Origin of the sequence: Arenibaculum sp., from assembly GCF_035998295.1 — a bacterium.
Classification (GTDB): Bacteria; Pseudomonadota; Alphaproteobacteria; order Azospirillales; family Azospirillaceae; genus DASYHS01.
Window position 1 is genome coordinate 36,978 of the sequence record NZ_DASYHS010000193.1, and the last position, 23,032, is coordinate 60,009.

The window sequence follows — 23,032 nt, forward strand, 5'->3', positions numbered from 1 at the left end:
CTTTCAATTGGTCGGCGTCTCCCGGGCTCACGCCGGCCGGCGCAGCTCCGACAGCAGCCAGACCAGGAACGTCAGCAGGCCGAGCGCGCCGGCCTGATGGGCGGCGGCGACCGGGATCGCGACGCCGGTATGCAGGGTCGCGATCCCGAGCGAGACCTGGACGACCGTCATCCCCGCGAGCAGCACCGCCGCCAAGCGGACGCGCGGCCCGGCTCCGCCGCGCCCCGCCCGCCACGCGAAGGACAGCGCCAGCAGCCCGGTGGCGACCGCGATCCAGCGGTGGAAGAACTGCACCGTCGCGTGGTTCTCGAACAGGTTCAGCCACGCCGGTTCCAGGTGCCAGGCCTCGCTCGGGACGAAGCGCCCACCCATCAGCGGCCAGTCCGGATGGATCAGCCCGGCGTCCAGCCCGGCGACGAAGGCGCCCCACACCATCGTCACCCCGGCCAGCGCCAGCGCCAGGCCGCCATGGACGCGCAGCCGCCGCGCCCGGTCCTCCCCGATGCGGGCATCGCCGCCGCCCCCCAGCAGCCCCAGCGCCACCCACAGCAGCAGCGCATAGATCAGGAACGCCAGCGACAGGTGCATCGCGAGCCGGTAGTGGCTGACCGAGGGGCGGTCGACCAGCCCGCTCACGACCATGAACCAGCCGACGAAGCCCTGGAGCGCGCCGAGCGCCAGCAGGCCGAGCAGCTTGGGCATCAGGCCGGCCGGGATTTGGCGCCTCAGCGCGAACCAGGCCAGCGGGACCGCGAAGGCGATGCCGATCAGGTGGCCCCACAGCCGGTGGAACCACTCCCAATAGAAGATGTACCGGAACTCCTCCAGCGACATGCCGCGGTTGACGTGGCGGTATTCCGGCGTCTCGCGGTACAGATCGAAGACCCTGTTCCATTCCGCTTCCGAGAGCGGCGGCAGGACGCCCACCAGCGGCCGCCACTCGACCATGGACAGGCCCGACTCGGTCAGCCGGGTGACCGCCCCGATCACCGCCATCGCGAAGACCATGGCGCAGCAGAACAGCAGCCACCAGGCGATCGGCCGCGCCGAGGCGCCATCGCGGCCGGCGGCGCGTGGAAGGGATTGGTAGGGAAGCGTGGCCAAGTCCAGGGTCCCGGGATGCGGTGTCGCTGCGCCGTTATCTGGGCCAGGCCGGCGGGCGGGTCAAACCGAACCGGCCGCCGGCCCGGGCGGGAGCGGCACTGTGCCGCAGCCGGATGACGTCCGGGGAGCCCCCGATAAAGGGCAGCGTTGTACTTCCCGTACCCTATCAGCTCGGATACCGTTTTCTCCTCGTTGCCGGACCGAGGGCACCTCGACCCATGAAGTCTGATCCGAAAATTCTGGTCTCCAACGGCTATGATCGGATGGCGGAGACATATCTCGCACGCTTCGGCAGGTCGATCGTGCGAGACCGGTGGCTTGCCGCGCTGGCAGCCCTGCTTCCCCCGGCGGGGGGCGCGAGAGTTCTCGACCTGGGGTGCGGCGCCGGACTTCCGGTCGCGAAGGAACTGACTGCCCTGGGGCATCGCATCCTGGGTATCGACGGATCAAAACGGCAGGTTGCCTTGGCTCGTCACAACGTACCTGCCGGCGACTTCCTTCACGGCGACATGACCACGACCGAACTGCCGGAGACAAGTTTCGACGCGGTTTCCGCTTTCTATTCGATAACTCACGTTCCCCGATCCGAGCACGGCGATCTGCTGAAGCGCATTGCCGGATGGCTCAAGCCCGGAGGAGTTTTCGTCGGCAGCCTGGGCGCGACGGCATCCTCGGATTGGCAAGGGGAATGGATGGGAACAGAGATGTATTTCAGTCATTATGGATCTGATAGAAATATTTCTCTGGTTCAAGAAGCGGGCCTGACAATCGAGCACGCCGAAGAACAGCTTCAAGACGATGAAGACCATCGTTTCCTGTGGATCATCGCCCGCAAGCCGATAAGTGTCGAGCCGGGATGCAGCCTTGACGGCCACGGCGCTCTTGAAAGACGTTCTGGCAATCCCGGCGGGCGTCACCGATGATCCCTCGGACACCGAAGTGAGCCCCATGTCCAACGCCGTCCTTTCCGACCGAAACCCGGGTCCTGCCCACGACCTGACGCCCGCCTTCGGGCTGGCCTTCCGGGACCTGTACGACCCGGCCGGGCTCGCCCGCCTGGACCGCTGCTTCCTGGACCGCCTCGCCGAGGCCGACGGGGAGCTGGCGAACCGCCTGCTCGCCGCCCGCGCCGAACCGGACGGCCTCCCGCGCAAGGACGAGAGCGAGCTGATCGTGGCGCTCGCCCCGCATGTCGACGACTTCGTGGGCGAGCTGTTCGGCATCGGGGCCGAGGTCCGCGCGCTTGCGGCCCGCCACGACCGGCTGGCGCCGCTCGACGCGGCCAAGCGGCTGTTCATCCAGCGCAAGGCCGCGCGCGCCTTCACGCCCGAGCAGGCGGCCGGCCTCGATGGCGACGCCCTGGCCGCCGCGCTGGCCGAACGGCTCGGCCCCGGCTTCGACGAACTGGCCTTCGCCGAGTCGGTCGTCGCCTGGTCCGCGGACGAGGCCGCGCACGCCGCCGAGCTGGACCTCGCGACGCGCTACGCCGCCTGGGCGCTCCATCATCCCGCCGGGCGCGGGCGCCACGGCGGGGGCATCCTGTTCCAAATGCCGCACAAGATCGATCCGCTCGCCCTCGTCGAGATCGAGACGGAGGAGGTCGACGGCGTCACCATGATGCGCATCCCGGGCCGCAAGCGGCGCGAGCGCGAGGGGTTCGGCCTCACCGACCCGGGCACCGACCTCGCCGGCGCCCTGGACGAGGCCAACTACTGCATCTGGTGCCACAACCAGGGCAAGGACAGTTGCTCCAAGGGCCTCAGGGACCGCAAGACCGGGAAGTTCCAGCAGTCCCATTTCGGCGTCGTGCTGGCGGGCTGCCCGCTCGAGGAGAAGATCTCCGAGATGCACGCCGTCAAGGCGGCCGGCCATGCGGTCGGCGCGCTGGCGGTGGTGACGGTCGACAACCCGATGTGCGCCGCGACCGGGCACCGCATCTGCAACGACTGCATGAAGGCCTGCATCTACCAGAAGCAGGAGCCGGTCGACATTCCCCAGGCCGAGACGCGCACCCTGAAGGACGTGCTGGACCTGCCCTGGGGCTTCGAGATCTACGGCCTGCTGACGCGCTGGAACCCGCTGGACGTCCGCCGCCCGCTGCCGCGCCCGGCTTCGGGCTACAAGGTGCTGGTGGCCGGCCTCGGCCCGGCGGGCTTCACGCTCGCCCACCACCTCCTGAACGACGGGCATGCCGTGGTCGGGATCGACGGGCTCAAGATCGAGCCGCTGCCGGCTGACCTCTCGGGCGTGCGCCCGGACGGCGCGCGCGTGCCCTTCCGCCCGGTCCGCGACGTGCGCGAGCTGTACGAGCGCCTGGACGAGCGCGCCATGGCCGGCTTCGGCGGCGTCGCCGAATACGGGATCACGGTGCGCTGGAACAAGAACTTCCTGAAGGTGATCCGGCTGCTGCTGGAGCGGCGCGCGCATTTCGCGATGATCGGCGGCGTGCGCTTCGGCGGCACGCTCGGCGTCGACGACGCGTTCGAGGCCGGCTTCGACCACGTGGCGCTGTGCATGGGCGCCGGCAGGCCGACGGTGATCGCGATGCCCAACGGGCTCGCCCGCGGCGTCCGCCAGGCTTCCGACTTCCTGATGGCGCTGCAGCTCACCGGGGCGGCGAAGCCCGGCTCGATCGCCAACCTGGAGGTCCGGCTGCCGATCGCGGTGGTCGGCGGCGGGCTGACCGCGATCGACACCGCGACCGAGGCGCTCGCCTACTATCCCGTCCAGGTGGAGAAGTTCCTGCGCCGCTGGGAGACGCTGGCCGCCGAACGCGGGGAGGCCGCGCTCCTGGCCGGCCTCGGGGAGGAGGAGCGGGAGACGGCGGCCGAGTTCCTCGCCCATGCGGGGGCGATCCGGGCGGAACGCGAGGCGGCCCGGGCCGAGGGCCGGCAACCCCGCATCGGCGCCCTGCTGGACGCCTGGGGCGGCGCGACCATCGCCTATCGCCGGCGCCTGATCGACGCCCCCAGCTACACCCTCAACCACGAGGAGGTCGAGCACGGCCTCGCCGAGGGCGTGCGCTTCGTCGAGCGGGCGACGCCCGAGGCGGTCGAGATCGACCGGTTCGGCCACGCCGCGGGACTGAGGCTGCGCATCTCGCCGGAGGATGCCGAGGCGACCGCCTCGAAGCCGGTGGTGGTGCCGGCGCGCACGATCCTGATCGCGGCCGGGACCCAGCCCAACACCGTGCTGGCGCGCGAGACGGGCGGGATCGAGCTCGACGGCCGCTATTTCCGCGCCGTCGACGAGGACGGGAACCCGGTGCGCCCGCAGCGCCTCGCCAAGCCGGACGAGGTCCGGGTCCTGATGTCCCGCGCCGCGGACGGGCGCTTCGTGTCCTTCTTCGGCGACCTGCACCCGAGCTTCGCGGGCAACGTCGTCAAGGCGATGGGCAGCGCCAAGCAGGGCTATCCCGTGCTGACCCGGGCCATGGCGGCGCGGGCGCCGACCCCCATGGACGCGGACGCGCTGATATCGGCCATGAACGGCGAGCTGCGGCCGGTCGTGCATTCGGTCGAGCGGCTGACGCCGAAGATCGTCGAGATCGTCGTCCGCGCGCCGCGCGCCGCGCGCCGGTTCGAGCCCGGCCAGTTCTACCGCCTTCAGAACTTCGAGAACCTGGCGCCGCGCGCCGGCGACACGGTGCTGGCGATGGAGGGGCTGGCCCTGACCGGCGCCTGGGTCGACCGCGACCGCGGGCTGCTGTCGACGATCGTGCTGGAGATGGGCGGCTCGTCCGACCTGTGCGCGCTGCTGCGGCCGGGCGAGCCGGTCGTTCTGATGGGGCCGACCGGCGAGCCGACCGGGATTCCGGACGGCGGCACGCTGTGCCTGGTCGGCGGCGGCCTCGGCAACGCGGTGCTGTTCTCGATCGGCCAGACGGCCCGGGCGCGCGGCTGCCGCGTCGTCTACTTCGCGGGCTACAAGGCGATCGAGGACCGCTACAAGACCGACCAGATCGAGGCCGCGGCCGACCTCGTGGTCTGGTGCTGCGACGAGGCGCCGGGCTTCGCCCCCGGCCGGCCCGGCGACCTGGCCTTCGTCGGCAACATCGTCGAGGCGATGCGCGCCTATGCCGAGGGGCGGCTCGGCCCGGCCGCGATCCCGCTCGGCGAGGTCGACCGCATCGTCGCGATCGGCTCGGACCGGATGATGCACGCGGTGGCGTTGGCGCGGCACGGCGTGCTGGCGCCCTACCTGAACCCCGGCCACCGCGCGATCGGCAGCATCAACTCGCCGATGCAGTGCATGATGAAGGAGATCTGCGCCCAGTGCCTCCAGCTGCACCGGGACCCGGAGACCGGCGAGGAGACGGTCGTCTTCTCCTGCTTCAACCAGGACCAGGACCTCGACCGCGTCGACTTCGCCGGCCTCAACCAGCGCCTTCGGCAGAACTCCGCCCAGGAGAAGCTGACCGCACGCTGGATCGACCGCTGCCTGAAGGAGATGGGCGTGCGGGAGCACGGCCGGTGAGCGCGCCGCCGTCCGTCTTCGTCCCGGCCGGAGACGGGCAGGACCCCGAGGAGATGGTCCGGGCGGCGCTCGCGACCGTCGACGCCTTCACCGACCGCTTCAACGCCCGCGACCTCGCGGGCATGGACGCGCTGCTCCACTTCCCGCACGTGATCCTGTCGGGCGAGAGCCTGGTCGTCTGGGACCGGCCGGGCCGGATGCCGGCCGGCTTCTTCGACGACCTCGCCGCCACCACGGGATGGCACCACACCGCCTATGTCGAGAAGCGCCCCGTGCTCGTCAACGCGCGCAAGGTCCACCTCTTCGTCGACTACACGCGCAACCGCGCCGACGGGACGGTGATCACCCGCCACCAGAACCTCTGGATCGTGACCCTGGACGGCGGCCGCTGGGGCATCAAGCAGCGCTCCTACTGAGCGCGCCCCTCAGCGCGCCGAGCGCCGCGGCTACGGACGCCTCCAGCTCCCGGCGCGGCTGCCCGGCGCGGGCACGGATCGCGATGCTGTGCAGCGTCGCCGCCAGCAGCAGCGACAGGCCCTCCGCGTCGCCGTCCGCCGGCAGCTCCCCCCGCTCCTTAGCCGCCAGCAGGAGCGCTTCGAGGCGGCCGTCGATCTCCGCCAGCACGCCGCGCAGCGCGTCCTGGATCGCCTCGTCGGACGCGGCCTCGGCCGTCGCCGTGCACAGGGCGAGGCACCCCAGGGCTTCGCCGCCTTCCGGCGCGTAGAGGTCGAGCGCCGCCGCGAAGAACCCCTCCACCGCCTCGGCCACGCTGCGCCGGTCCGCCACCGCCTCACCGAACACCCGGTCGGCGCGCGCGCGGAAGCGGTCGAGCGCCTTCAGGTACAGCGCCCTCTTGTCCCCGAAACCCGCATAGAGGCTCGGCCGGTTCATTCCCGTCGCCTCCGCCAGGCCGTCCAGGGAGGTCGCCGAGAAGCCGTTGCGCCGGAACAGCTCCGTCGCCCGGTCCAGCGCCTGTCCGGGATCGTAGGCCCGAGGCCGTCCGCGCGTCCGCTTCATATTCTGTACCGTTTCGCAATAAATGAGTTGACTATTTTTATGCGAAACGGTTCAAAAAGGCAAGGAACACCGACCGGAGAAGCGGCATGGGCAAGGGCATGGCGATGGGTACATTGGCCTGGGGCGAGGCGACGAAGGGCCGGCTGAGCCGGCGGGAGACGGCGCGCCTGCTGAGCAACCTCGCCTTCGTGCAGGTGCGCGAGGCGTGGGACGCCCTGCGCTCGACGCTCGGGCTGCTCCGCCCGACCGAGGTGGGGATCGGGGACCTGGCGCCCCCGCGCACGTCCCTCGCCCGCGACGCGCTGTCCCATGCCGAGGAGACGCACGCCCCCGCCCTGCTCTTCCATAGCTGGCGCACCTATTATTTCGGCGCCTTGATCGCGCGTCACGACGGCATCGCGTTCGACCGCGAGCTGTTCTTCGCCGCCGCGATCCTCCACGACGCCGGCCTCACGGGCGAGAACCCGGCCCCGCTGGACGCGTGCTGCTTCGCGGTCGCCGGCGGCGGCCTGGCGCGCGACCATCTGCTGGGATGCGGCCACGGCCGGGACCGGGCCGAGGCGGTCGGCGACGCGATCTCCCTGCACCTGAACATGCACGTCCCGCGCCGCCGCCATGGGCCGGAGGCCTTCCTCGTGGCGCGCGGGGCCGTGTGCGACCTGTTCGGCGCCGGCCATCGCCGGCTGCATCCGCGCGACGTCGCGGCCGTGCTGGCCGGCCATCCCCGCGACGGCGTGATCGAGGCCCTGCGGTTCGAGACGGCCGAGCACCTGCCGGGATCGCGGCCGGGCGTCATGACCGGCATTTTCGGCCGGTCGGCTCCGCCGAGCCCCTTCGACCGGCCGGTCCGCGCATAGGCCTGCCGACGGCGCCCCCCTTGCTCCCGGACGCCCCCGAACCGATATACCGTCCGATGGGGGCATGGGAATGGCAGTGAAGAACAGGACCGCGAAATACACGCTGGGGGACGTCGTGCGTCACCGGGTCTTTCCGTTCCGCGGCGTCGTGTTCGACGTGGACCCGGAATTCGCCAACACGGAGGAGTGGTACCAAGCCATTCCGACGGAGATGCGGCCGCGCAAGGACCAGCCGTTCTACCATCTCTACGCCGTGAACCCTGAGTCGGCCTACATCGCCTACGTCTCGGAGCAGAACCTGGTGCCGGACTCCGGCAACGGCCCGGTCGAGCATCCCCTCGTGAAGGCCCAGTTCGACGGCTTCGACGGCCGCAGGTACCAGGTGCGCGCCGCGTCGCGCCAGTAGGTCACGGCAGTGATGCGGGAGACGCGCTTTCCGCCGCGCCCGGAATCGTGTTAGCAGAGGCTCCCTTTTCTTCTTCCAGGGAGTCTCTGCCGTGTCCATGCGTGTTGACGGAAAGCGGGTCGCGATCGTCGGTGCGACGGGCGCCGTCGGCACCGAGATGATTTCGGTGCTGCACCGGCGCGCCTTTCCCCTGTCGGGCCTCGAGCTCTTCGCCTCCGAGCGTAGCGCCGAGAGGAAACTCGACACTCCGTTCGGCACCCTGACCGTCAAACCGTTCACCCTGGAAGCGGCCCAGGCCTGCGACGTCGTCCTGCTCGCGGTGTCGGGCGACTTCGCTAAGAAGCACGCCCGCGCGCTCGGCGAGAAGGGCGCGGTCGTGATCGACAACTCCTCCGCCTTCCGCTACGACCCCGACGTGCCGCTGGTCGTGCCCGAGATCAACGGCCGCCTCGCCCGCGGCCAGCGCCTGATCGCCAACCCCAACTGCACGACCGCGGTGCTGGTGATGGCGCTGAACCCGCTCTACGCGGCGTTCGGGCTGGAGAAGGTGATCGTGTCCAGCTACCAGGCCACCAGCGGGGCCGGGGCCGCGGCCGTAGAGGAGCTGAAGCGGGAGACCGCGAACTGGCTCGCCGGGCGCGAGGTCGGGCACGAGCACTTCGTGCATCCCATCCCCTTCAACGTGATCCCCCACATCGACACCTTCCAGGACAACGGCTACACGCGCGAGGAGATGAAGGTCGTCTGGGAGACGCGCAAGATCCTGGACGTGCCGAACCTCCCGGTGAGCTGCACGGCCGTGCGCATCCCGACCATCCGCGCCCATGCCGAGGCGGTGACGATCGAGACGGCGAAGCCCGTCGACCCCGCCGTCGCCCGGCAGATCCTCTCCGAAGCACCGGGCGTGCGGCTGATCGACGACCCGGCGGCCAACGCCTACCCGATGCCGCTGACGGCGAGCGGCGCCTACGACGTCGAGGTCGGCCGGATCCGGCAGAACCTGATCTTCGGCGAGCGCGGCCTCGACTTCTTCGTGTGCGGCGACCAACTCCTGAAGGGCGCCGCCCTCAACGCGGTCCAGATCGCCGAGGTGGCGGCGGCCTGACGCCGCCCCTGCTCCAGACCCGGGTCCGACGAGGCGGCCGCACGGAACGTGCGGCCGGCCTCGCCTGTTTTCCTAGCCCGATCCGTCCGCTGGGGACGCCGTCGGACAAGGGAGGCCGGGCCATCATGGGCCGTCGTCGGGTCGCAAGGATCGCCGTTTACGGCCTGTGCGCCGTCGCGCTCCTCGTGCTCGCGGGGTACGCGGCGCTGCGCTTCGCCGATCTCGGCAATACGCTTCGTCCGGTCGTGGCCCAGCGCATCGAGGCGCTGACGGGCCGGACCGTCGCCATCACCGGGGATTTCGAGCTGGCGCCCTCGCTCGTCCCGACGGTCGTGGCCCGGGGCGTGGCGCTCGCCAACGCGTCCTGGGCGTCCGACGCGCCGATGCTGCGCGCCGGGCAGTTCGAGGTGACGCTCCAACTGATGCCCCTGCTGCTCCGCGGCGACGTGATCGTCGACCACCTCGCACTTTCCGATGCGGACATCCTCCTGGAGCGCGGGCCGGACGGCCGCGCCAACTGGCAGTTCGGCGACCCGGACGCGGCCACGCCGGAGCCGCCGGCCGACGAGAAGGCGCGCCTGATCCTGTTCGACGAGGTGACCCTGCGCGACAGCCGCGTCACTTGGTACGACGCGGCGACCGACCGGCGGACGCGGGTGCTGATCGATCAGATCGGCTGGCTCGCGGACGGGCCCGACGACGCGCTGACGGTGGCGGGGAACGGGCAGGTCGGCGAACTGCCGTTCCGCGTCGCCGGCACCCTCGGCCCGCTCTCCCGCCTCGCCGCCGGGGAAGGCCCCTATCCGCTGGCGCTGACGGGAAGCATGGGCGACGTCGAGGTCGCCGCCGAGGGCCGGCTCGGCCTGGCCGGCGCCGGGACCGACCTCGCCGTCGCCGTGTCGGGGGAGCGCCTGACGGAACTCGGCGCGCTCGCCGGGGTCGACCTGCCGCCGCTAGGGCCCTACCGCGCCGAGGGACGGCTGACCGACACGCCCGGCGGGTTCCAGATCGGGCAGATCGCCGCCGACGCCGGGGCGCCGGAAACCCTGTCGGTGTCCATCGCCGGCGGCACGGTCGCCGGCCTGCCCTCCTCGCCGACGCTGGACCTCGACGTCGCGGCCGAGGGCGGTTCGCTGGCGGCGCTCGGCGACCTTGCCGGGGCGAGCCTGCCGGCGATCGGTCCTTTCCGCCTGGAAGGGCGCGCGACCGGCCCCGCCCAGGCACCCGCGCTCACCGGCCTCTCCGGCGTCGCGGGCGGGGAAGACCTGGCCGTCCGGCTGGCCGAGGGCCATGTCGGCGACCTGCTCGCCTTCGCCGACGCCCGCCTGCCCCTCGCGGTCGAGGCCGCGGACCTGGCCCGGCTCGCCGCCCTGTTCGGGACCGAGATCGGCGCCTTCGGGCCGGTGGCGGCCGAGGGCGTGCTGGCGTCGCGGCCCGACGGCGGCCTCGCGGTCGAGGGGCTGGTGGCCACCGCCGGCGGCCCGGCGGCGGCGATGCGCGTCGAGGGGAGCGTCTCCGACCCCCTGGCGCTGGCCGGTCTCGACCTCGCGCTCGCGATGGAGGGAAGCGATCTGGGCGCGCTGGAGCCGCTGGTCGGCTTCGCGCTGCCGCGGTCCGAACCGTTCCGGCTCGAAGGCCGCGTCGCCGGCTCGGTCCGGGAGTTCGCGATCGACCCGCTGGAGGCGGAGCTTGCCGGCAGCGCCCTCACCGGAGGGCTCGCCCTCGTCCTGCCGCCGGACGGCCCCCCCGCGGTCGAAGGGCGGCTCGCGGCGGACCGGCTCGACCTCGACCGGATCATGGCGCTCGCCGAGGCCGACCAGGAGGTCGCCGACGCCGGGGAGGGCGAGGTGGTCGCGGCCGCCGCCGAGGAGGAGGAGGCACTCCCCGTCGACTGGCTCGACGAGGTGGAGGCGCGCCTGGACATCGCCGCCGACCGCGTTTCCACGGGGGAGATGGAGTTCGGGCGGCTGAGCGCCGGCGTGACGGTCGCCGGCGGCACGCTGTCGGTGCGGGACCTGACGCTGCGCACGTCGGGCGGCGTGGTCGAGGCGGACGCCGAGGTCGAACAGGCGCCGGGGCCCTCCATGGCGGACGTGACCCTGCGGATGACGGCCGAGGACCTGCCGCTGAGCGAGCTGTTCTCGGGCGCGGCATCCGAGATGCCGGCCACCGGGCAGATCGACCTCGATCTCGCGATCGACGGGACGGGCCGCACGGTCGACCAGATCCTCGCCGATCTCGACGGGGACGCGACCGTCACGGCGGACGACGGGAGCATCCGGGGCACGCAGCTGAACTACCTGACGCCCGACATGGACCTGCTGCGCATCCTGCCGTTCTTCCGCAACCGCGCCGACCGCATCAGGGTCAACTGCCTGGTCGGGCGCTTCGACATCGAGGATGGCGTCGCCACAACCAACGCGATGCTCGACACCGCCCGCATGACGCTGCTGGGCAAGGGGACGGTGAACCTCGAATCCGAACGGCTGAACCTGGCGCTCCGCCCGGTGCCCAAGAGCAACAAGCTGTCGGCGACCAGCGTCCCGGTCGACGTCAGCGGCTCGATCACGTCTCCGGACATAAGCCTGCGCGAGGACGCGCCGGGCCGCATCCTCGGCGGGCTGCTCGGCGGGCTGCTGGTGCCGCTGAACCAGATCGCCTCGATCTTCGGGGAGGAGACGGTCGACGCCTGCACCGACGCGCTCGGCCAGGCACGCGAGCGCGCCTCGCGCTGAGGGGCGCCCCCCGGGGGGCGCCGAGGGGGGCGCTGAGGGGGCCGGCCCCGGTTGAGCGTGCCGGGATTCGTGCTAGATTGATCTGCACGCTGTCAACCGCAGCAGGTGTCCCGGAATGTATCTCGGTGTCTCCAGTCCCGCCGCCGGCCCGAACCGGGACGGCCGTGGCCCCGCCCCGCCGCCCGCCGCCGGTTCCTCCGAGACGGCCGGCGAGGACGAGGCGCCGCGCCGGGTGCTGATCGTCGAGGACGAGGGGCTCGTCGCCGCGACCCTGGAGGCGATGATCGAGGGCTTCGGCTACGTCGTCGTCGGCATCGCCGACACCGCCGCGGAGGCCGTCGATCTGGCGCGCTCGACCCGCCCCGACATCGCGCTCGTCGACATCCGGCTGCGGGGCCAGCGTGACGGCATCTCGGCGGCGGAGGAGATGACCTCGGCCGCCGGCGGGCCCGGCATCGCGATCGTGTTCCTGACCGCCAACTCGGACCCCGCGACGCGGACGCGCGCCGCCGCGGTCGGGGCGCGCGCCTTCCTGACCAAGCCGTTCCACCCGGACGAGCTGGAGGCGACGCTCGCCGTGATCGCGGCGGGGACGAACTGAGTTCGGCGGGGACGCTATCCGTTCCCGCCCAAGCTCCGCCGCCCGATGATCATCGCGCCCACGATGCAGGCGCCGAACAGCACGCCCTCCAGGGCGCCCGTCACGACCTGGCTGACCGGCCCGAAGCCGCTTTCGCCGAACAGGCCGCCGATCTGGTCCAGCCGCAGGCGGGAGCCCGGGAACCGGCGGGCGAGCAGATCGAGGCTGCCGCCCATCAGCCTCCCTCCCAGCACCGTGATCAGGATGCCGGCGGCGGCGCCGGACGAGGCCGCGGCGACGACGCCGCCCCGCAGCGACAGCGCGTTCGCCCCGCGGCTCGCCAGCCAGAAGCCGAAACCGACCGCGCCGCCGAGGACCAGGCCCTCGGCCGCCCCGGTGATGTCGCCCGGCGATCGGCCGAACAGCAGCTCGAACGCGTCCAGGCCGAGCAGCTTCACGACGGCGCCCACGACCAGTCCTCCGGCGGCGCCGCCGGCGGTGCTCCACCGCCACGGGCGGCCGGAGGCGAAGCCCGCCGCCGCGATCCCGAAGCTGACCCCGGCGCCCCCCAGCAGCGCCATCGACGCCGTGAGGCAGGTGAGGACCAGAAGCACCGAGACCGCGCCCATGCCGGGTTGCTGCGGTAGCGAGGCCCCGGCGAAGCCATAGAACAGGCCGCCGACGATGCCGGCGACCCCGGCTCCGAGCATCCCGGCTCCGCCGAGCAGGAGAAACTGCCGCCAGGAATAGGACGAAGCGGCCGCGGTCTGGGTGGGAGGCCCGGGCTCATGCCCGGCCCGCTCGACGGGCGCGATGAAGCGGTAGCCATGCTTCGGGACCGTCTCGATGAAGCGGGGACTGGCCGCGTCGTCGCCGAGCTGCTTGCGCAGCGTCCTGATGCACTGCGTGAGGGCCTCGTCGGTGACGGGCACGCCCCGCCAGACCTCTTCCAGGAAGCGGTCCTTCGAGACGAGCTTCCCCTGCTCGTGCACCAGCAGGGCCAGGGCGTCGAAGTACCGGCCGTTGATCTCCACCGGCTCGTCGTCCCGCCTGAGCCGACGCTCGCGGGTATCGAGGAGGAAGCGTTCGAAGCGAAAGCCGCCGGAACCCATTGTTCAGCAAAACCTCAGAAATCGCTCATGCCGCTCAGCGGCCCTGCGGGCGAGGCTGGAAGCCTCACTCATGCAGGGAGGCAAGGCAATGGTGGAAAGCAGGGGAACGGGCGGCAGGCGGCGCTGGAACCGCTGGAGGGTGGCAGGTTGGGGCACTGCGGCGTTCCTGCTGCTGCTGCCCCTTCTCGCGATGCAGGTCACCGGCGAAATGAACTGGGATCTGGCCGACTTCGTCGTCTTCGGCGCCATGCTGGGCGGCGCCGGCGGCGCTTTCGAGCTGGCGGCGCGGACGACGCGCGATACCGCCTACCGGGCCGCCGTCGGCATCGCGCTCGCGGCGGCGTTCTTTCTCGTGTGGATCAACCTCGCCGTCGGCATCATCGGCAGCGAGGACAACCCCGCCAACCTGATGTATTTCGCGGTGCTGGCCGTCGGGATCGCCGGTGCCGCCGTCGCGCGCTTCCGGCCGCATGGAATGGCACGCGCGCTGGTCGCGATGGCACTCGCGCAGACCTTGGCCGCCGTGGTCGCCCTGATCGCGGGATGGGGCCACACCTTCGTCGTGACGGGGGTCTTCGTCGCGCTGTGGCTCGCATCGGCCTGGCTGTTCCGGAAGGCGGCGCGGGCGCGGGCCCGCGCAGGCGCATCGCCCTAGGTCCGGCCGCCGCCCCGCCTCACCCCCGCGGCAGGCGCACCTCGAACTCCGCCCCCCTGATGCCCCCTCTCTCGGCGCCCCCCCTCTCGGCGCCGACTCGCGACCGGCGGTTGCGCGCGCGGATGCTGCCGCCGTGCGCTTCCACGATCTGCTTGGAGATGCTGAGGCCGAGGCCGGAATGGGTGCCGAACTTCTCGCCGGCCGGCCGCTCGCTGTAGAAGCGGTCGAAGATCGCGTCGAGCTTGTTCTCGGGGATGCCCGGCCCCTCGTCGGCGACCGTCACCTCGACCATGTCGCCGTCGGCGCGCATGCTCAGGCGCACGGCGCCGCCGGGCGGCGAGAAGGACAGCGCGTTGGCGATCAGGTTCTGGAACACCTGGACGAGCCGTCCCTCGATGCCCTGGACCGTGAAGTCGCCGCCGGGCGGCAGGTCCAGCAGGACCTCGGGCGCCTCGCCCTCGGCGCTCGTCGTCTCGTGGATGTCGGCGAGCATCGTCAGCATGCGGGCGATGTCGACCGGCTCGGTCTCGGCGCGCGACAGCTCCGCGTCCAGCCGCGAGGCGTTGGAGATGTCGCTGATCAGCCGGTCCAGGCGCTGGACGTCGTCCTCGATGATTGCCATCAGGCGGCGCTGCTGCTCGGGGTCGCGCACCCGCGTGACCGTCTCGACGGCGCTGCGCAGGCTGGTCAGCGGGTTCTTGATCTCGTGCGCGACGTCGGCGGCGAAGCGCTCGATCGCGTCCATGCGCGTCCACAGCGCCGCCGTCATGTCGCGCAGCGCGCCGGACAGGTCGCCGATCTCGTCCCGGCGCCCCGTGAAGTCCGGGATCGCGTGCTGGCGGCCATGCCCGTGCCGGACCGACTCCGCGGCGACCGCGAGCCGGCGGATCGGGGTCGCGATCGCGCTCGCGAGGTACAGCGACATCAACACCGTGACGCCCAGCGCCACGAGGAAGACCTTCAGGATGTCGACCCGCACCTGGCGCACCGCGCGGTCGATCTCGGCGCCGCTGCGCGACAGCAGCACCGCTCCCAGGACCTCCTTGTAGCGCTGGATCGGCACCCCGACCGTCAGCAGCATGCCGCCCTCGGCCGTCTTCCACGCGCTGGCGCTCACCTCGCCCGCCAGCGCGCGCGCCACGTCCGGCCGCTCCAGCCCCGTCCGGGCCGCATCGGAGCGGTAGGTCGGCAAGTGGTCGCGGCGCGGCAGCGCGGTGACGACCCGGTCGTAGAAGTCCACCACGGCGTCGACCGGGCCGTCGGACCGGTTCGGCGGCGGCAGTTCCTCGATCTGGACGACGCCGCCCGGCCCGACGAGCTTGCGGCTGTCGGCGAGCATCGTGCCCGTGGGCGAGAACAGGCGGGTGCGCGTGTCGTTCGTCTCGACCAGCCGGCGCACCATCTGGCGCGCGAGGTCGGACGACAGCTCGAAGCTCTCGTCCTCGGCGCGGGTCACCGCCCCCTCGCCCAGCGCCCCGGCGAAGATGCGGGCCTCGGTGCGCAGCGCGTCGAGCTCGGCCTGGATCAGCCGGTCCTGGTAGCGCCCGAGATACATCAGCCCGCCGACCAGGATCATCAGGGCGAGCACGTTCACCGCCAGGATCCGCAGCCGCAGCGGCGAGAAATGGCGGCGGTAGCGCCTGCTGGCCCGCCGCTCCGCGGCGCTGGCGTGCCCCGCGGCCTCGCGCCCGTCCGACACGCGCCCTTCCAGTGCGCGCCCGTCGGATGCGCGCCCGTCCGGTAAGCGGTTGCGCGACGTGCCGGGTTCCCGGCCGGCCTGGACCATGCTTCCCATCCCGGCCATCAATCCCGGTAGCGATAGCCGACGCCGTACAGGGTCTCGATCTGCGCGAAGTCCGGGTCGACCGCCTTGAACTTCTTGCGCAGCCGCTTGATGTGGCTGTCGATCGTCCTGTCGTCGACGTAGATGTGCTCGCCATAGGCCGCGTCCATCAGCTGGTCGCGGCTCTTGACGTGCCCGGGACGCTGCGCCAGCGCCTTGACGAGCAGGAACTCGGTGACGGTGAGGTCGATCTTCTCGCCCCTCCAGGTGCAGACGTGGCGCGCGCCGTCGAGCATCAGGTCGCCGCGCACCAGCATGCTGCTGGGCTCGCCGTGGATACGCCCCTCGGCGATGGCGTCGCGGCGCAGCAGCGCCCGGATCCGCTCGATCAGCAGGCGCTGGCTGAACGGCTTCCTGATGTAGTCGTCGGCGCCCATGCGCAGGCCAAGGACCTCGTCGATCTCGTCGTCCTTCGAGGTCAGGAAGATCACGGGCATGCTGGAGCCCTGGCGCAGCCGCTGGAGCAGTTCCATGCCGTCCATGCGCGGCATCTTGATGTCCAGGACCGCGAGGTCGACCGGACGCGTGGTCAGGCCGCGCAGCGCCTCGTCGCCGTCGGTATAGGTCCGGACCTCGAAGCCCTCGGCCTCCAGGGCCATGGAGATCGAGGTGAGGATGTTGCGGTCGTCGTCGACAAGCGCGATGGTCTGCGCCATGGCTGCCCTCCCGTTGTCCTTACCCGTCACCCGAACGGGCTAGAAAAACACCCATTTGCAGCGGGCAACTTCCTGTTTCAATATGGCACCATTGCGGCGCGTCGGCATCCGCCGTGCACGAAGGCATGCTGCATTTTGGAGCCCGATGACGTCCGGCGCCGAGCCAGCCACGGCAGGCAACCCATCCGAGAGCGCAGCCGTTCGCGCACGGGCCGTCATGCGCTCGGCCGACCGGGCGACGCTCGCGACCATCCGGACCGGCGACCGGACCCCCGCGGGCGGCGGATGGCCCTACCCGTCGCTGGTCCTGGTGGCGCTCGACCATGACGCGACGCCGGTGCTCCTGCTCTCCGACCTGGCCGACCACACCCGCAACATCGCGGCCGACCCGCGCGTCGGGCTCCTGTTCGACGCCACCGCCGGCATGGAGGAGCCGCTGGCCGGCGCCCGCGCCTCGGTGCTGGGCACGGCCGCCCCCTGCCCGGACCGGGGGCTGCGCGACCGCTTCCTGCGCCGCCACCCCGGCGCCGCGGCTTATGTGGATTTCCGCGACTTCCGGTTCTACCGCGTCGAGATCGATTCCGTACATTTGGTCGCAGGCTTCGGCCGCATACATCACATCCCCGGTAGCGTTATACTGTCCGGTACGGACGTCACCGCGCTGGCGGCGCGGGAAGCCGACATCGTACGTCACATGAACGAGGACCATGCCGATGCCGTCGATCTGTACGCCAACGTACTCCTGGGCCGCGCCGGCGGCGGCTGGGCTCTGACCGGCGTCGATCCGGAGGGATGCGACCTCCGGCGCGGCCCCGAATTCGCGCGACTGGCCTTCGAGCGGCCGGCCTTCGACGCCGACGGCGTCCGCCGGGAGCTGGTGGGCCTCGCTGGGCGGGCGCGGCGAAGCCGCCGGGACTGAACGCGCGGCGGAGCCGGCCGAGGCTGAACGCGCGGCGGAGCCGCCGGGACTGAATACTGAGAACCCGTCCGGGATGCAAACCCCCGGGGCCGGACGGGACGACGAAAAAATGGAGAAACGCACCGTGGATCACTTCGGACCCGTCATCAGCACCACCGGCCTGGACACGGTCGGCCTGTCCAACCTCGCGGCCGTCCACTGGAACTACAGCGTGCCCGCCCTGTACGAGCAGGCGCTTCGGCGCGGCGAGGCGATCCTGTCCTCGGGCGGTCCGCTGGTGGCGCTGACCGGGCAGCACACCGGCCGCTCGCCGAACGACAAGTTCATCGTCCAGGAGGCGTCCACCAGCGACAAGATCTGGTGGGGCAACGTGAACAAGCCGATCTCGGAAGAAGGCTTCGACCGGCTGCACGCGAAGGTGGCCGCCTTCCTCCAGGGCCGGGAAGTCTTCGTCCAGGACCTCTACGCCGGCGCCGATCCCGAATACCGGCTGCCCGTGCGCATCGTGACGCAGCACGCCTGGCACAACCTGTTCGCGCGCAACATGTTCATCCGCCCGGCGATCGAGGAACGCGCGCAGTTCGCGCCGGAGTTCACGGTGCTCCAGGTCCCGGACTTCAAGGCGGTGCCGCAGCGCGACGGCACGCGCTCGGACGTGTTCATCCTCGTCAACTTCGCCAAGCGCCTGGTCCTGATCGGCGGCACCTCCTACGCCGGCGAGATCAAGAAGTCGATCTTCTCGATCCTGAACTTCCTGCTGCCCGAGCGCGGCGTGCTGCCGATGCACTGCTCGGCCAATATCGGGCCGGCCGGCGACACCGCGATCTTCTTCGGCCTGTCGGGCACGGGCAAGACGACGCTGTCGGCCGACGCGTCGCGCACGCTGATCGGCGATGACGAGCACGGCTGGTCCTCGACCTCGGTCTTCAACTTCGAGGGCGGCTGCTACGCCAAGGCGATCCGCCTCGACCCGAAGGCCGAGCCCGAGATCTACGCCACCACGCAGCGCTTCGGCACCGTGCTCGAGAACGTCGTGGTCGATCCGGGCACGCGCGTGCTCGACCTCGACGACGCGCGCTACACCGAGAACACCCGCGCCTCCTACCCCATCGACTTCATCCCGAACGTCAGCCCGTCCGGCATCGGCGGCATGCCCGAGAACATCGTGATGCTGACGGCCGACGCCTTCGGCGTGCTGCCGCCGATCAGCAAGCTGACGCCCGAGCAGGCGATGTACCATTTCCTGTCCGGCTACACCGCGCGCGTCGCCGGGACGGAGAAGGGCGTGACCGAGCCGCAGGCGACCTTCTCGACCTGCTTCGGAGCACCCTTCATGCCGCGCCACCCCGCCGTCTACGCCAAGCTGCTGGGCGAAAAGATCGCCAGGCACGGCTCGAACTGCTGGCTGGTCAACACCGGCTGGTCCGGCGGCGCCTACGGCACCGGCAAGCGCATGTCGATCGCGCACACCCGCGCCCTGGTCCGCGCGGCGCTCGACGGCACGCTGGCGAAGGCCCCGATGCGCCACGACCCGCATTTCGGCCTGCTCGTGCCCGAGGCCTGCCCGGACGTGCCCGCCGACGTGCTGCTGCCCCGCAACACCTGGGCCGACAAGAACGCCTACGACGAGACCGCGGCCGAGGTCGCGCGGCGCTTCGAGAGCAATTTCGAGCAGTTCGCCGACGAGGTCGACAGCAGCGTCCGCGAAGCCGGGATCAGGACCGCCGCCTGAACGAGCCCCCCTCTTCCGCGGCGCGGGAGGGGGGAACCCGTCCTGGAACGGCCCGCGCGCCCTCGGCACCGCCGGAAACCGACCTAGAACGGCCGGCGCGCCTTCAGCGCGGCCGTCAGCGTCCCGTCGTCGAGATAGCCGAGCTCGCCGCCCACCGGCACTCCGTGGGCGAGGCGCGAGACCGTCACGTCGCATTCCGCGAGCCGGTCGGTCACGTAATGCGCGGTCGTCTGCCCCTCGACCGTGGCATTGAGGGCGAGGATCACCTCCGTCACCTCGGGCCGGCGCGCCCGGTTCAGCAGGCCGGCGATGTTCAGGTCCTCCGGCCCCACCCCCTCCAGCGCCGAGAGGGTGCCGCCCAGCACGTGGTACCGGCCCTTGAACGAGCCGGTGCGCTCCAGCGCCCACAGGTCCCCGACCTCCTCGACGACGCACAGCACCGCGGCGTCGCGCCCGGGATCGGCGCAGACCGAGCACGGGTCGCGGGTGTCGAGATTGCCGCAGACCGAGCAGGTGCGCACCGCCTCGGCGGCTTCGGCCAGCGCGTCGGCCAGCGGCCCCAGCAGGCTGTCGCGCCGCTTCAGCAGGTGGAGCGCCGCGCGCCGGGCCGAACGCGGGCCGAGTCCGGGCAACCTGCCCAGGTACTGGATCAGGCGATCGATTTCGGGGCTGTGCATGATACCCGTGTCAGAACGGCAGCTTCATCCCGGGCGGGAGGTTGAGGCCGCCCATCAGCTTCTGGGTCTCCTCGGCGACATGGGACTCGACCTTGCCCTTGGCGTCGTTGAAGGCGGCGACGATCAGGTCCTCCAGCACCTCCGGGTCCTCCGGGTCGACGACGGACTTGTCGAGCTTGACGGCCTTCATCTCCCCCCGGCCGTTGAGCGTCACGGAGACCATGCCGGCGCCGGACTGGCCGGTCACCTCGACCTCGGCCAGCTTGTTCTGCATCTCCTGCATCCGGGCCTGCATCTGCTGGGCCTGCTTCATCATCTGGCCGAGGTTCTTCATCGCTCAGAATTCTCCTTCTTCGTCCTGCCAGGACGGGGGTTCGTCACTCATCAGATCGGCACCGCCGCCCTCGGGCGCAAGCTCCGGGTCGCCCTCGGAGTCCGTGCCGGGAACGGCGGCCATGTCGTCGGCATGGTCGCGCACGTCGACGATGCTGGCGCCGGGGAAGGTGTCCAGCACCGCGCGCACCACCGGATGGGCCGCCGCCTGCTCCAGCTTCGCCTGCCGGACGCTGCGGTCCTGCTGCGCCAGCGGCGGCTCGCCGGGCGCGCTCGACACGCTGACCATCCAGCGCCGGCCGGTCCACTGCGACAGCAGCGCCCCGACCCGGCCCGGCAGGTTGGGCGCCGCGTCGCGGGTCGGGCGGAACTCCAGCAGGCCCGGCTCGAAGCGCACGGGATGGACGTAGTTGTAGAGGGAGGTCCAGAGCTGGATCTCCTTCATCCGGTCGAACAGCGCCACGACGTCGCGGAACGTCTTCGGCGCCGGCATCGGCTCCGGTTCCGCCGCCGGAGCGGGCTCCGGTTCCGCCGCCGGGGTCGGCGAGGCCTCGGCTTGCGCGGCCGTTTCGGTCATGGCCTGCGCCATCGGCGCCGCCTGCGCCATCGCGGCGCGGGCCGGCGGCGCCTCGGCGGGCGCCAGCGACATGGCGGCGATCGGGGGCGGCGCCTCGGCGATGGCGAGCGCCGGTCCCCGGCTCCGGGGCGCGGAACCGCCGCCTCCCCCCGCCGACGGCGCCGGCGCGCCGGTGCTCCCGCCCGCCAGCGTGCCCTGGATCTGGCGCACGAGGTCGCCCGGGGTCGGCATGTCGGCCAGATAGGCCAGGCGGACGATGACCATCTCGACGGCGTCCGCCGGCACCGGCGCCGCCTGCACCTCTCCCAGCCCCTTCAGGAGGATCTGCCACGCCCGGCTCAACACCGGCAGCGACAGCCGGGAGGCAAGATCGGCGCCCTGCGTCCGCTCGATCTCCGGCGTGGCGGGGTCGGAGGCGGTCTCGGGCACGACCTTGAAGCGGGTCAGGAAATGGGTGAGGTCCAGCAGGTCCTGCATCACGACCGCCGGGTCGGCGCCGATCCGGTGCAGGTCGGCGAGGATGTCGAGCGCGTCGCGCGGCCGGCCGGACATCGTGGCGTCGAACAGCCCGATGACGCGGGCGCGGTCGGCCAGGCCCAGCATGTCGCGCACCTGGACCGCGGTGACCCGGCTGCCGCCGAGCGCGATCGCCTGGTCGAGCAGCGAGAGCCCGTCGCGCACGGACCCGTCGGCGGCCCGCGCGATCATGGCCAGCGCGTCGGCATCCGCCTCGACGCCCTCGCGCCCGGCGATGCGGCCGAAATGCGCGACCAGGGTCGGCGCGTCGACCCGGCGCAGGTCGAAGCGCTGGCAGCGCGACAGCACCGTGACCGGGACCTTGCGGATCTCGGTCGTCGCGAACACGAACTTCACGTGCTCCGGCGGTTCCTCCAGCGTCTTGAGCAGCGCGTTGAACGCGCTGTTCGAGAGCATGTGGACCTCGTCGATGATGTAGACCTTGTAGCGCGCCGAGACCGGCCCGTAGCGCACGCCGTCGATGATCTCGCGGATGTCGTTGACGCCGGTGCGGCTGGCGGCGTCCATCTCCATCACGTCGACGTGGCGGTCGGCCGCGATGGAACGGCAATGCTCGCACGTGCCGCAGGGCGTCACGGTCGGGCCGCCGGTGCCGTCCGGGCCGACGCAGTTGAGCGCGCGCGCGATGATCCGGGCGGTCGTGGTCTTGCCCACGCCGCGCACTCCCGTCAGCATGAACGCATGCGCCAGCCGGCCGGAGCGGATCGCGTTGGTCAGCGTCCGGACCAGGGCTTCCTGGCCGACCATCTCGGCGAAGTCGGTCGGCCGGTACTTGCGCGCGAGCACCCGGTAGGCGGCGCCCGCCTTCGGCTCGGTCGCGGCGGTATCGGCGTCTGGCACGGTCGTCTGGTCGGTCACCGGCATACTCGGGAAGCGGACGGAACGGGATCGCGGTCGTGCCGCCGGCCGCCAGTCTAGTGTCTGGCGGCGATGCTTTGAAACCGAAAAGCGGGGAGAGGTGGGAGGCTGGACGGGCGACCCGCGCCAGAACTCGTTACGGCTGCTTCCTTCCGGACCTGACCGGGTTGGCGAGGAGCACGTCCGCCGCCAGCCTCCCGCCGCATATATCGGCATTGCGCCGCCGGACCGCAAGCGTTTTCGCCAGGGCCTCGCCGGCGTCCGCATGCTTGCATAATACCGTATAGGTTGCACGACATGACCCGAAAACCATCATTGACGTTGTCGTCGGATCGGATCCATGGGAGTATCGGCAGCATGCAATGAGCATCGCAAGGATGGGGAATCGTGCCGTGCTGATCATGTGCGAGCAGGTAAGCGATGGTCCCGGACCATCCGAGAAAGTCGTCGCCGTAAGAACGACGGAGGGCGCTTCGGAAGAGGTCGTGGTCCACTGCAGCCAGGTGCGGGACCAGGCGCTGGAGGTCTCCCGCATCGCCGACCGGAACGGTGACGTCCTGGTCGAACTGCCTCGGGAGTCGACCTCCGGCAACTGGAGGATCTGGGTTTCCGGCACCAGCCTCGCGCGGGCGGAATGAACATCGAGGGGCCGCGGGGCCGAGGAACGCCGGCGTGATACTCACGGACAGGGAAATCGCCATAGCCCTGCGTTGCGGACAGATCGAATTGCAGCCCCCGCCGCGCCCGGAGTCCTACAGCTCCACGAGCGTCGACCTGACGCTCGCGAAGGAGGGCCGAATCTGGAATGCGGCCGGCGGCGTCCAGATTCGCCCGGGTCACGAGAACTACAGGT

Annotated in this window: 21 protein-coding genes and 1 other RNA gene; 13 read left to right on the forward strand and 9 right to left on the reverse strand. The window is 71.5% G+C overall.

Annotation, left to right across the window (positions count from 1 at the left end):
• Window positions 1-27: 27 nt before the first annotated feature.
• Window positions 28-1,104: a COX15/CtaA family protein gene (locus VGO20_RS19140; protein WP_327503981.1), complete on the reverse strand. Its 1,077-nt coding sequence runs from the start codon at window positions 1,102-1,104 to the stop codon at window positions 28-30.
• A 218-nt stretch (window positions 1,105-1,322) separates the two neighbouring features.
• Between VGO20_RS19140 and VGO20_RS19145 the strand changes: the two genes are divergently transcribed.
• From VGO20_RS19145 to VGO20_RS19155, 3 genes are read left to right on the forward strand one after another with little or no spacing between them, the layout of a single operon-like run.
• Window positions 1,323-2,027, forward strand: a complete 705-nt coding sequence (locus VGO20_RS19145; RefSeq protein WP_327503982.1) for a class I SAM-dependent methyltransferase — start codon at window positions 1,323-1,325, stop codon at window positions 2,025-2,027.
• Between the two features lie 25 nt (window positions 2,028-2,052).
• Window positions 2,053-5,580, forward strand: coding sequence for a pyridine nucleotide-disulfide oxidoreductase (locus VGO20_RS19150; RefSeq protein ID WP_327503983.1), 3,528 nt, complete (start codon window positions 2,053-2,055; stop codon window positions 5,578-5,580).
• Window positions 5,577-5,996: a nuclear transport factor 2-like protein gene (locus tag VGO20_RS19155; RefSeq protein WP_327503984.1), complete on the forward strand. Its 420-nt coding sequence runs from the start codon at window positions 5,577-5,579 to the stop codon at window positions 5,994-5,996. The genes VGO20_RS19150 and VGO20_RS19155 overlap by 4 nt, the downstream gene beginning before the upstream one ends.
• Here VGO20_RS19155 and VGO20_RS19160 read toward each other — a convergent pair.
• Complete coding sequence (locus tag VGO20_RS19160) at window positions 5,977-6,597, reverse strand: TetR/AcrR family transcriptional regulator (protein ID WP_327503985.1); 621 nt, start codon at window positions 6,595-6,597, stop codon at window positions 5,977-5,979. The genes VGO20_RS19155 and VGO20_RS19160 overlap by 20 nt on opposite strands.
• Window positions 6,598-6,683: 86 nt before the next feature.
• Between VGO20_RS19160 and VGO20_RS19165 the strand changes: the two genes are divergently transcribed.
• From VGO20_RS19165 to VGO20_RS19185, 5 genes are all read left to right on the forward strand, one after another.
• Entirely contained in the window at window positions 6,684-7,454 is a 771-nt protein-coding gene (locus VGO20_RS19165) for an HD domain-containing protein (protein WP_327503986.1), read from the forward strand.
• 76 nt (window positions 7,455-7,530) lie between these two features.
• Complete coding sequence (gene hspQ, locus VGO20_RS19170; RefSeq protein WP_327503987.1) at window positions 7,531-7,860, forward strand: heat shock protein HspQ; 330 nt, start codon at window positions 7,531-7,533, stop codon at window positions 7,858-7,860.
• A gap of 97 nt (window positions 7,861-7,957) precedes the next feature.
• Window positions 7,958-8,965, forward strand: a complete 1,008-nt coding sequence (locus tag VGO20_RS19175; protein WP_327504001.1) for an aspartate-semialdehyde dehydrogenase — start codon at window positions 7,958-7,960, stop codon at window positions 8,963-8,965.
• 125 nt (window positions 8,966-9,090) lie between these two features.
• Window positions 9,091-11,700 carry an AsmA family protein gene (locus tag VGO20_RS19180; RefSeq protein ID WP_327503988.1) on the forward strand — a complete coding sequence of 870 codons (2,610 nt, stop codon included), beginning with the start codon at window positions 9,091-9,093 and terminating at the stop codon, window positions 11,698-11,700.
• A 115-nt stretch (window positions 11,701-11,815) separates the two neighbouring features.
• Window positions 11,816-12,301, forward strand: coding sequence for a response regulator (locus VGO20_RS19185; protein WP_327503989.1), 486 nt, complete (start codon window positions 11,816-11,818; stop codon window positions 12,299-12,301).
• A 14-nt stretch (window positions 12,302-12,315) separates the two neighbouring features.
• Here VGO20_RS19185 and VGO20_RS19190 read toward each other — a convergent pair whose 3' ends face one another.
• Window positions 12,316-13,392, reverse strand: coding sequence for a winged helix-turn-helix domain-containing protein (locus VGO20_RS19190; RefSeq protein ID WP_327503990.1), 1,077 nt, complete (start codon window positions 13,390-13,392; stop codon window positions 12,316-12,318).
• A gap of 88 nt (window positions 13,393-13,480) precedes the next feature.
• Between VGO20_RS19190 and VGO20_RS19195 the strand changes: the two genes are divergently transcribed.
• Window positions 13,481-14,047 carry a hypothetical protein gene (locus VGO20_RS19195; protein ID WP_327503991.1) on the forward strand — a complete coding sequence of 189 codons (567 nt, stop codon included), beginning with the start codon at window positions 13,481-13,483 and terminating at the stop codon, window positions 14,045-14,047.
• 19 nt (window positions 14,048-14,066) lie between these two features.
• Here VGO20_RS19195 and VGO20_RS19200 read toward each other — a convergent pair whose 3' ends face one another.
• Window positions 14,067-15,833, reverse strand: coding sequence for a stimulus-sensing domain-containing protein (locus tag VGO20_RS19200; protein WP_327503992.1), 1,767 nt, complete (start codon window positions 15,831-15,833; stop codon window positions 14,067-14,069).
• 17 nt (window positions 15,834-15,850) lie between these two features.
• Window positions 15,851-16,546 carry a response regulator transcription factor gene (locus VGO20_RS19205; protein WP_327503993.1) on the reverse strand — a complete coding sequence of 232 codons (696 nt, stop codon included), beginning with the start codon at window positions 16,544-16,546 and terminating at the stop codon, window positions 15,851-15,853.
• Between the two features lie 145 nt (window positions 16,547-16,691).
• On the opposite strand from VGO20_RS19205, the gene VGO20_RS19210 reads away from it, so the two are divergent.
• Entirely contained in the window at window positions 16,692-17,465 is a 774-nt protein-coding gene (locus VGO20_RS19210) for a HugZ family pyridoxamine 5'-phosphate oxidase (RefSeq protein WP_327503994.1), read from the forward strand.
• Between the two features lie 124 nt (window positions 17,466-17,589).
• Window positions 17,590-19,197 (forward strand): phosphoenolpyruvate carboxykinase, encoded by a 1,608-nt coding sequence (locus tag VGO20_RS19215; protein ID WP_327503995.1) that lies wholly within the window; start codon window positions 17,590-17,592, stop codon window positions 19,195-19,197.
• Between the two features lie 83 nt (window positions 19,198-19,280).
• Here the strand turns inward: VGO20_RS19215 and recR are convergent, their stop codons facing one another.
• The 4 genes from recR to ffs form a co-directional block, all read right to left on the reverse strand.
• Complete coding sequence (gene recR, locus VGO20_RS19220; RefSeq protein ID WP_327503996.1) at window positions 19,281-19,874, reverse strand: recombination mediator RecR; 594 nt, start codon at window positions 19,872-19,874, stop codon at window positions 19,281-19,283.
• Window positions 19,875-19,884: 10 nt separating this feature from the next.
• The gene (locus VGO20_RS19225; protein WP_327503997.1) at window positions 19,885-20,208 is read right to left on the reverse strand and encodes a YbaB/EbfC family nucleoid-associated protein; all 324 of its coding nucleotides are present in this window, start codon (window positions 20,206-20,208) and stop codon (window positions 19,885-19,887) included.
• Between the two features lie 3 nt (window positions 20,209-20,211).
• Complete coding sequence (locus VGO20_RS19230; protein ID WP_414639856.1) at window positions 20,212-22,185, reverse strand: DNA polymerase III subunit gamma/tau; 1,974 nt, start codon at window positions 22,183-22,185, stop codon at window positions 20,212-20,214.
• Window positions 22,186-22,279: 94 nt separating this feature from the next.
• Window positions 22,280-22,377, reverse strand: an RNA gene (ffs, locus tag VGO20_RS19235) — signal recognition particle sRNA small type.
• 287 nt (window positions 22,378-22,664) lie between these two features.
• Here ffs and VGO20_RS19240 point away from each other — a divergent pair.
• Both VGO20_RS19240 and VGO20_RS19245 read left to right on the forward strand, forming a co-directional pair.
• Window positions 22,665-22,817 (forward strand): hypothetical protein, encoded by a 153-nt coding sequence (locus VGO20_RS19240; RefSeq protein ID WP_327503999.1) that lies wholly within the window; start codon window positions 22,665-22,667, stop codon window positions 22,815-22,817.
• A gap of 34 nt (window positions 22,818-22,851) precedes the next feature.
• Window positions 22,852-23,032: hypothetical protein (locus VGO20_RS19245; RefSeq protein WP_327504000.1), on the forward strand; the 181-nt coding region annotated here is incomplete at its 3' end.

Bases quoted from the DNA above. Each gene is read 5' to 3' on its own strand.
- VGO20_RS19145 (WP_327503982.1), top strand. From the start codon at position 1,323: ATGAAGTCTGATCCGAAAATTCTGGTCTCCAACGGCTATGATCGGATG.
- VGO20_RS19150 (WP_327503983.1), top strand. From the start codon at position 2,053: ATGTCCAACGCCGTCCTTTCCGACCGAAACCCGGGTCCTGCCCACGAC.
- VGO20_RS19160 (WP_327503985.1), bottom strand. From the start codon at position 6,597: ATGAAGCGGACGCGCGGACGGCCTCGGGCCTACGATCCCGGACAGGCG.
- VGO20_RS19165 (WP_327503986.1), top strand. From the start codon at position 6,684: ATGGGCAAGGGCATGGCGATGGGTACATTGGCCTGGGGCGAGGCGACG.
- VGO20_RS19175 (WP_327504001.1), top strand. From the start codon at position 7,958: ATGCGTGTTGACGGAAAGCGGGTCGCGATCGTCGGTGCGACGGGCGCC.
- VGO20_RS19180 (WP_327503988.1), top strand. From the start codon at position 9,091: ATGGGCCGTCGTCGGGTCGCAAGGATCGCCGTTTACGGCCTGTGCGCC.
- VGO20_RS19185 (WP_327503989.1), top strand. From the start codon at position 11,816: ATGTATCTCGGTGTCTCCAGTCCCGCCGCCGGCCCGAACCGGGACGGC.
- VGO20_RS19190 (WP_327503990.1), bottom strand. From the start codon at position 13,392: ATGGGTTCCGGCGGCTTTCGCTTCGAACGCTTCCTCCTCGATACCCGC.
- VGO20_RS19195 (WP_327503991.1), top strand. From the start codon at position 13,481: ATGGTGGAAAGCAGGGGAACGGGCGGCAGGCGGCGCTGGAACCGCTGG.
- VGO20_RS19200 (WP_327503992.1), bottom strand. From the start codon at position 15,833: ATGGTCCAGGCCGGCCGGGAACCCGGCACGTCGCGCAACCGCTTACCG.
- VGO20_RS19205 (WP_327503993.1), bottom strand. From the start codon at position 16,546: ATGGCGCAGACCATCGCGCTTGTCGACGACGACCGCAACATCCTCACC.
- VGO20_RS19210 (WP_327503994.1), top strand. From the start codon at position 16,692: ATGACGTCCGGCGCCGAGCCAGCCACGGCAGGCAACCCATCCGAGAGC.
- recR (WP_327503996.1), bottom strand. From the start codon at position 19,874: ATGCACAGCCCCGAAATCGATCGCCTGATCCAGTACCTGGGCAGGTTG.
- VGO20_RS19225 (WP_327503997.1), bottom strand. From the start codon at position 20,208: ATGAAGAACCTCGGCCAGATGATGAAGCAGGCCCAGCAGATGCAGGCC.
- VGO20_RS19230 (WP_414639856.1), bottom strand. From the start codon at position 22,185: ATGCCGGTGACCGACCAGACGACCGTGCCAGACGCCGATACCGCCGCG.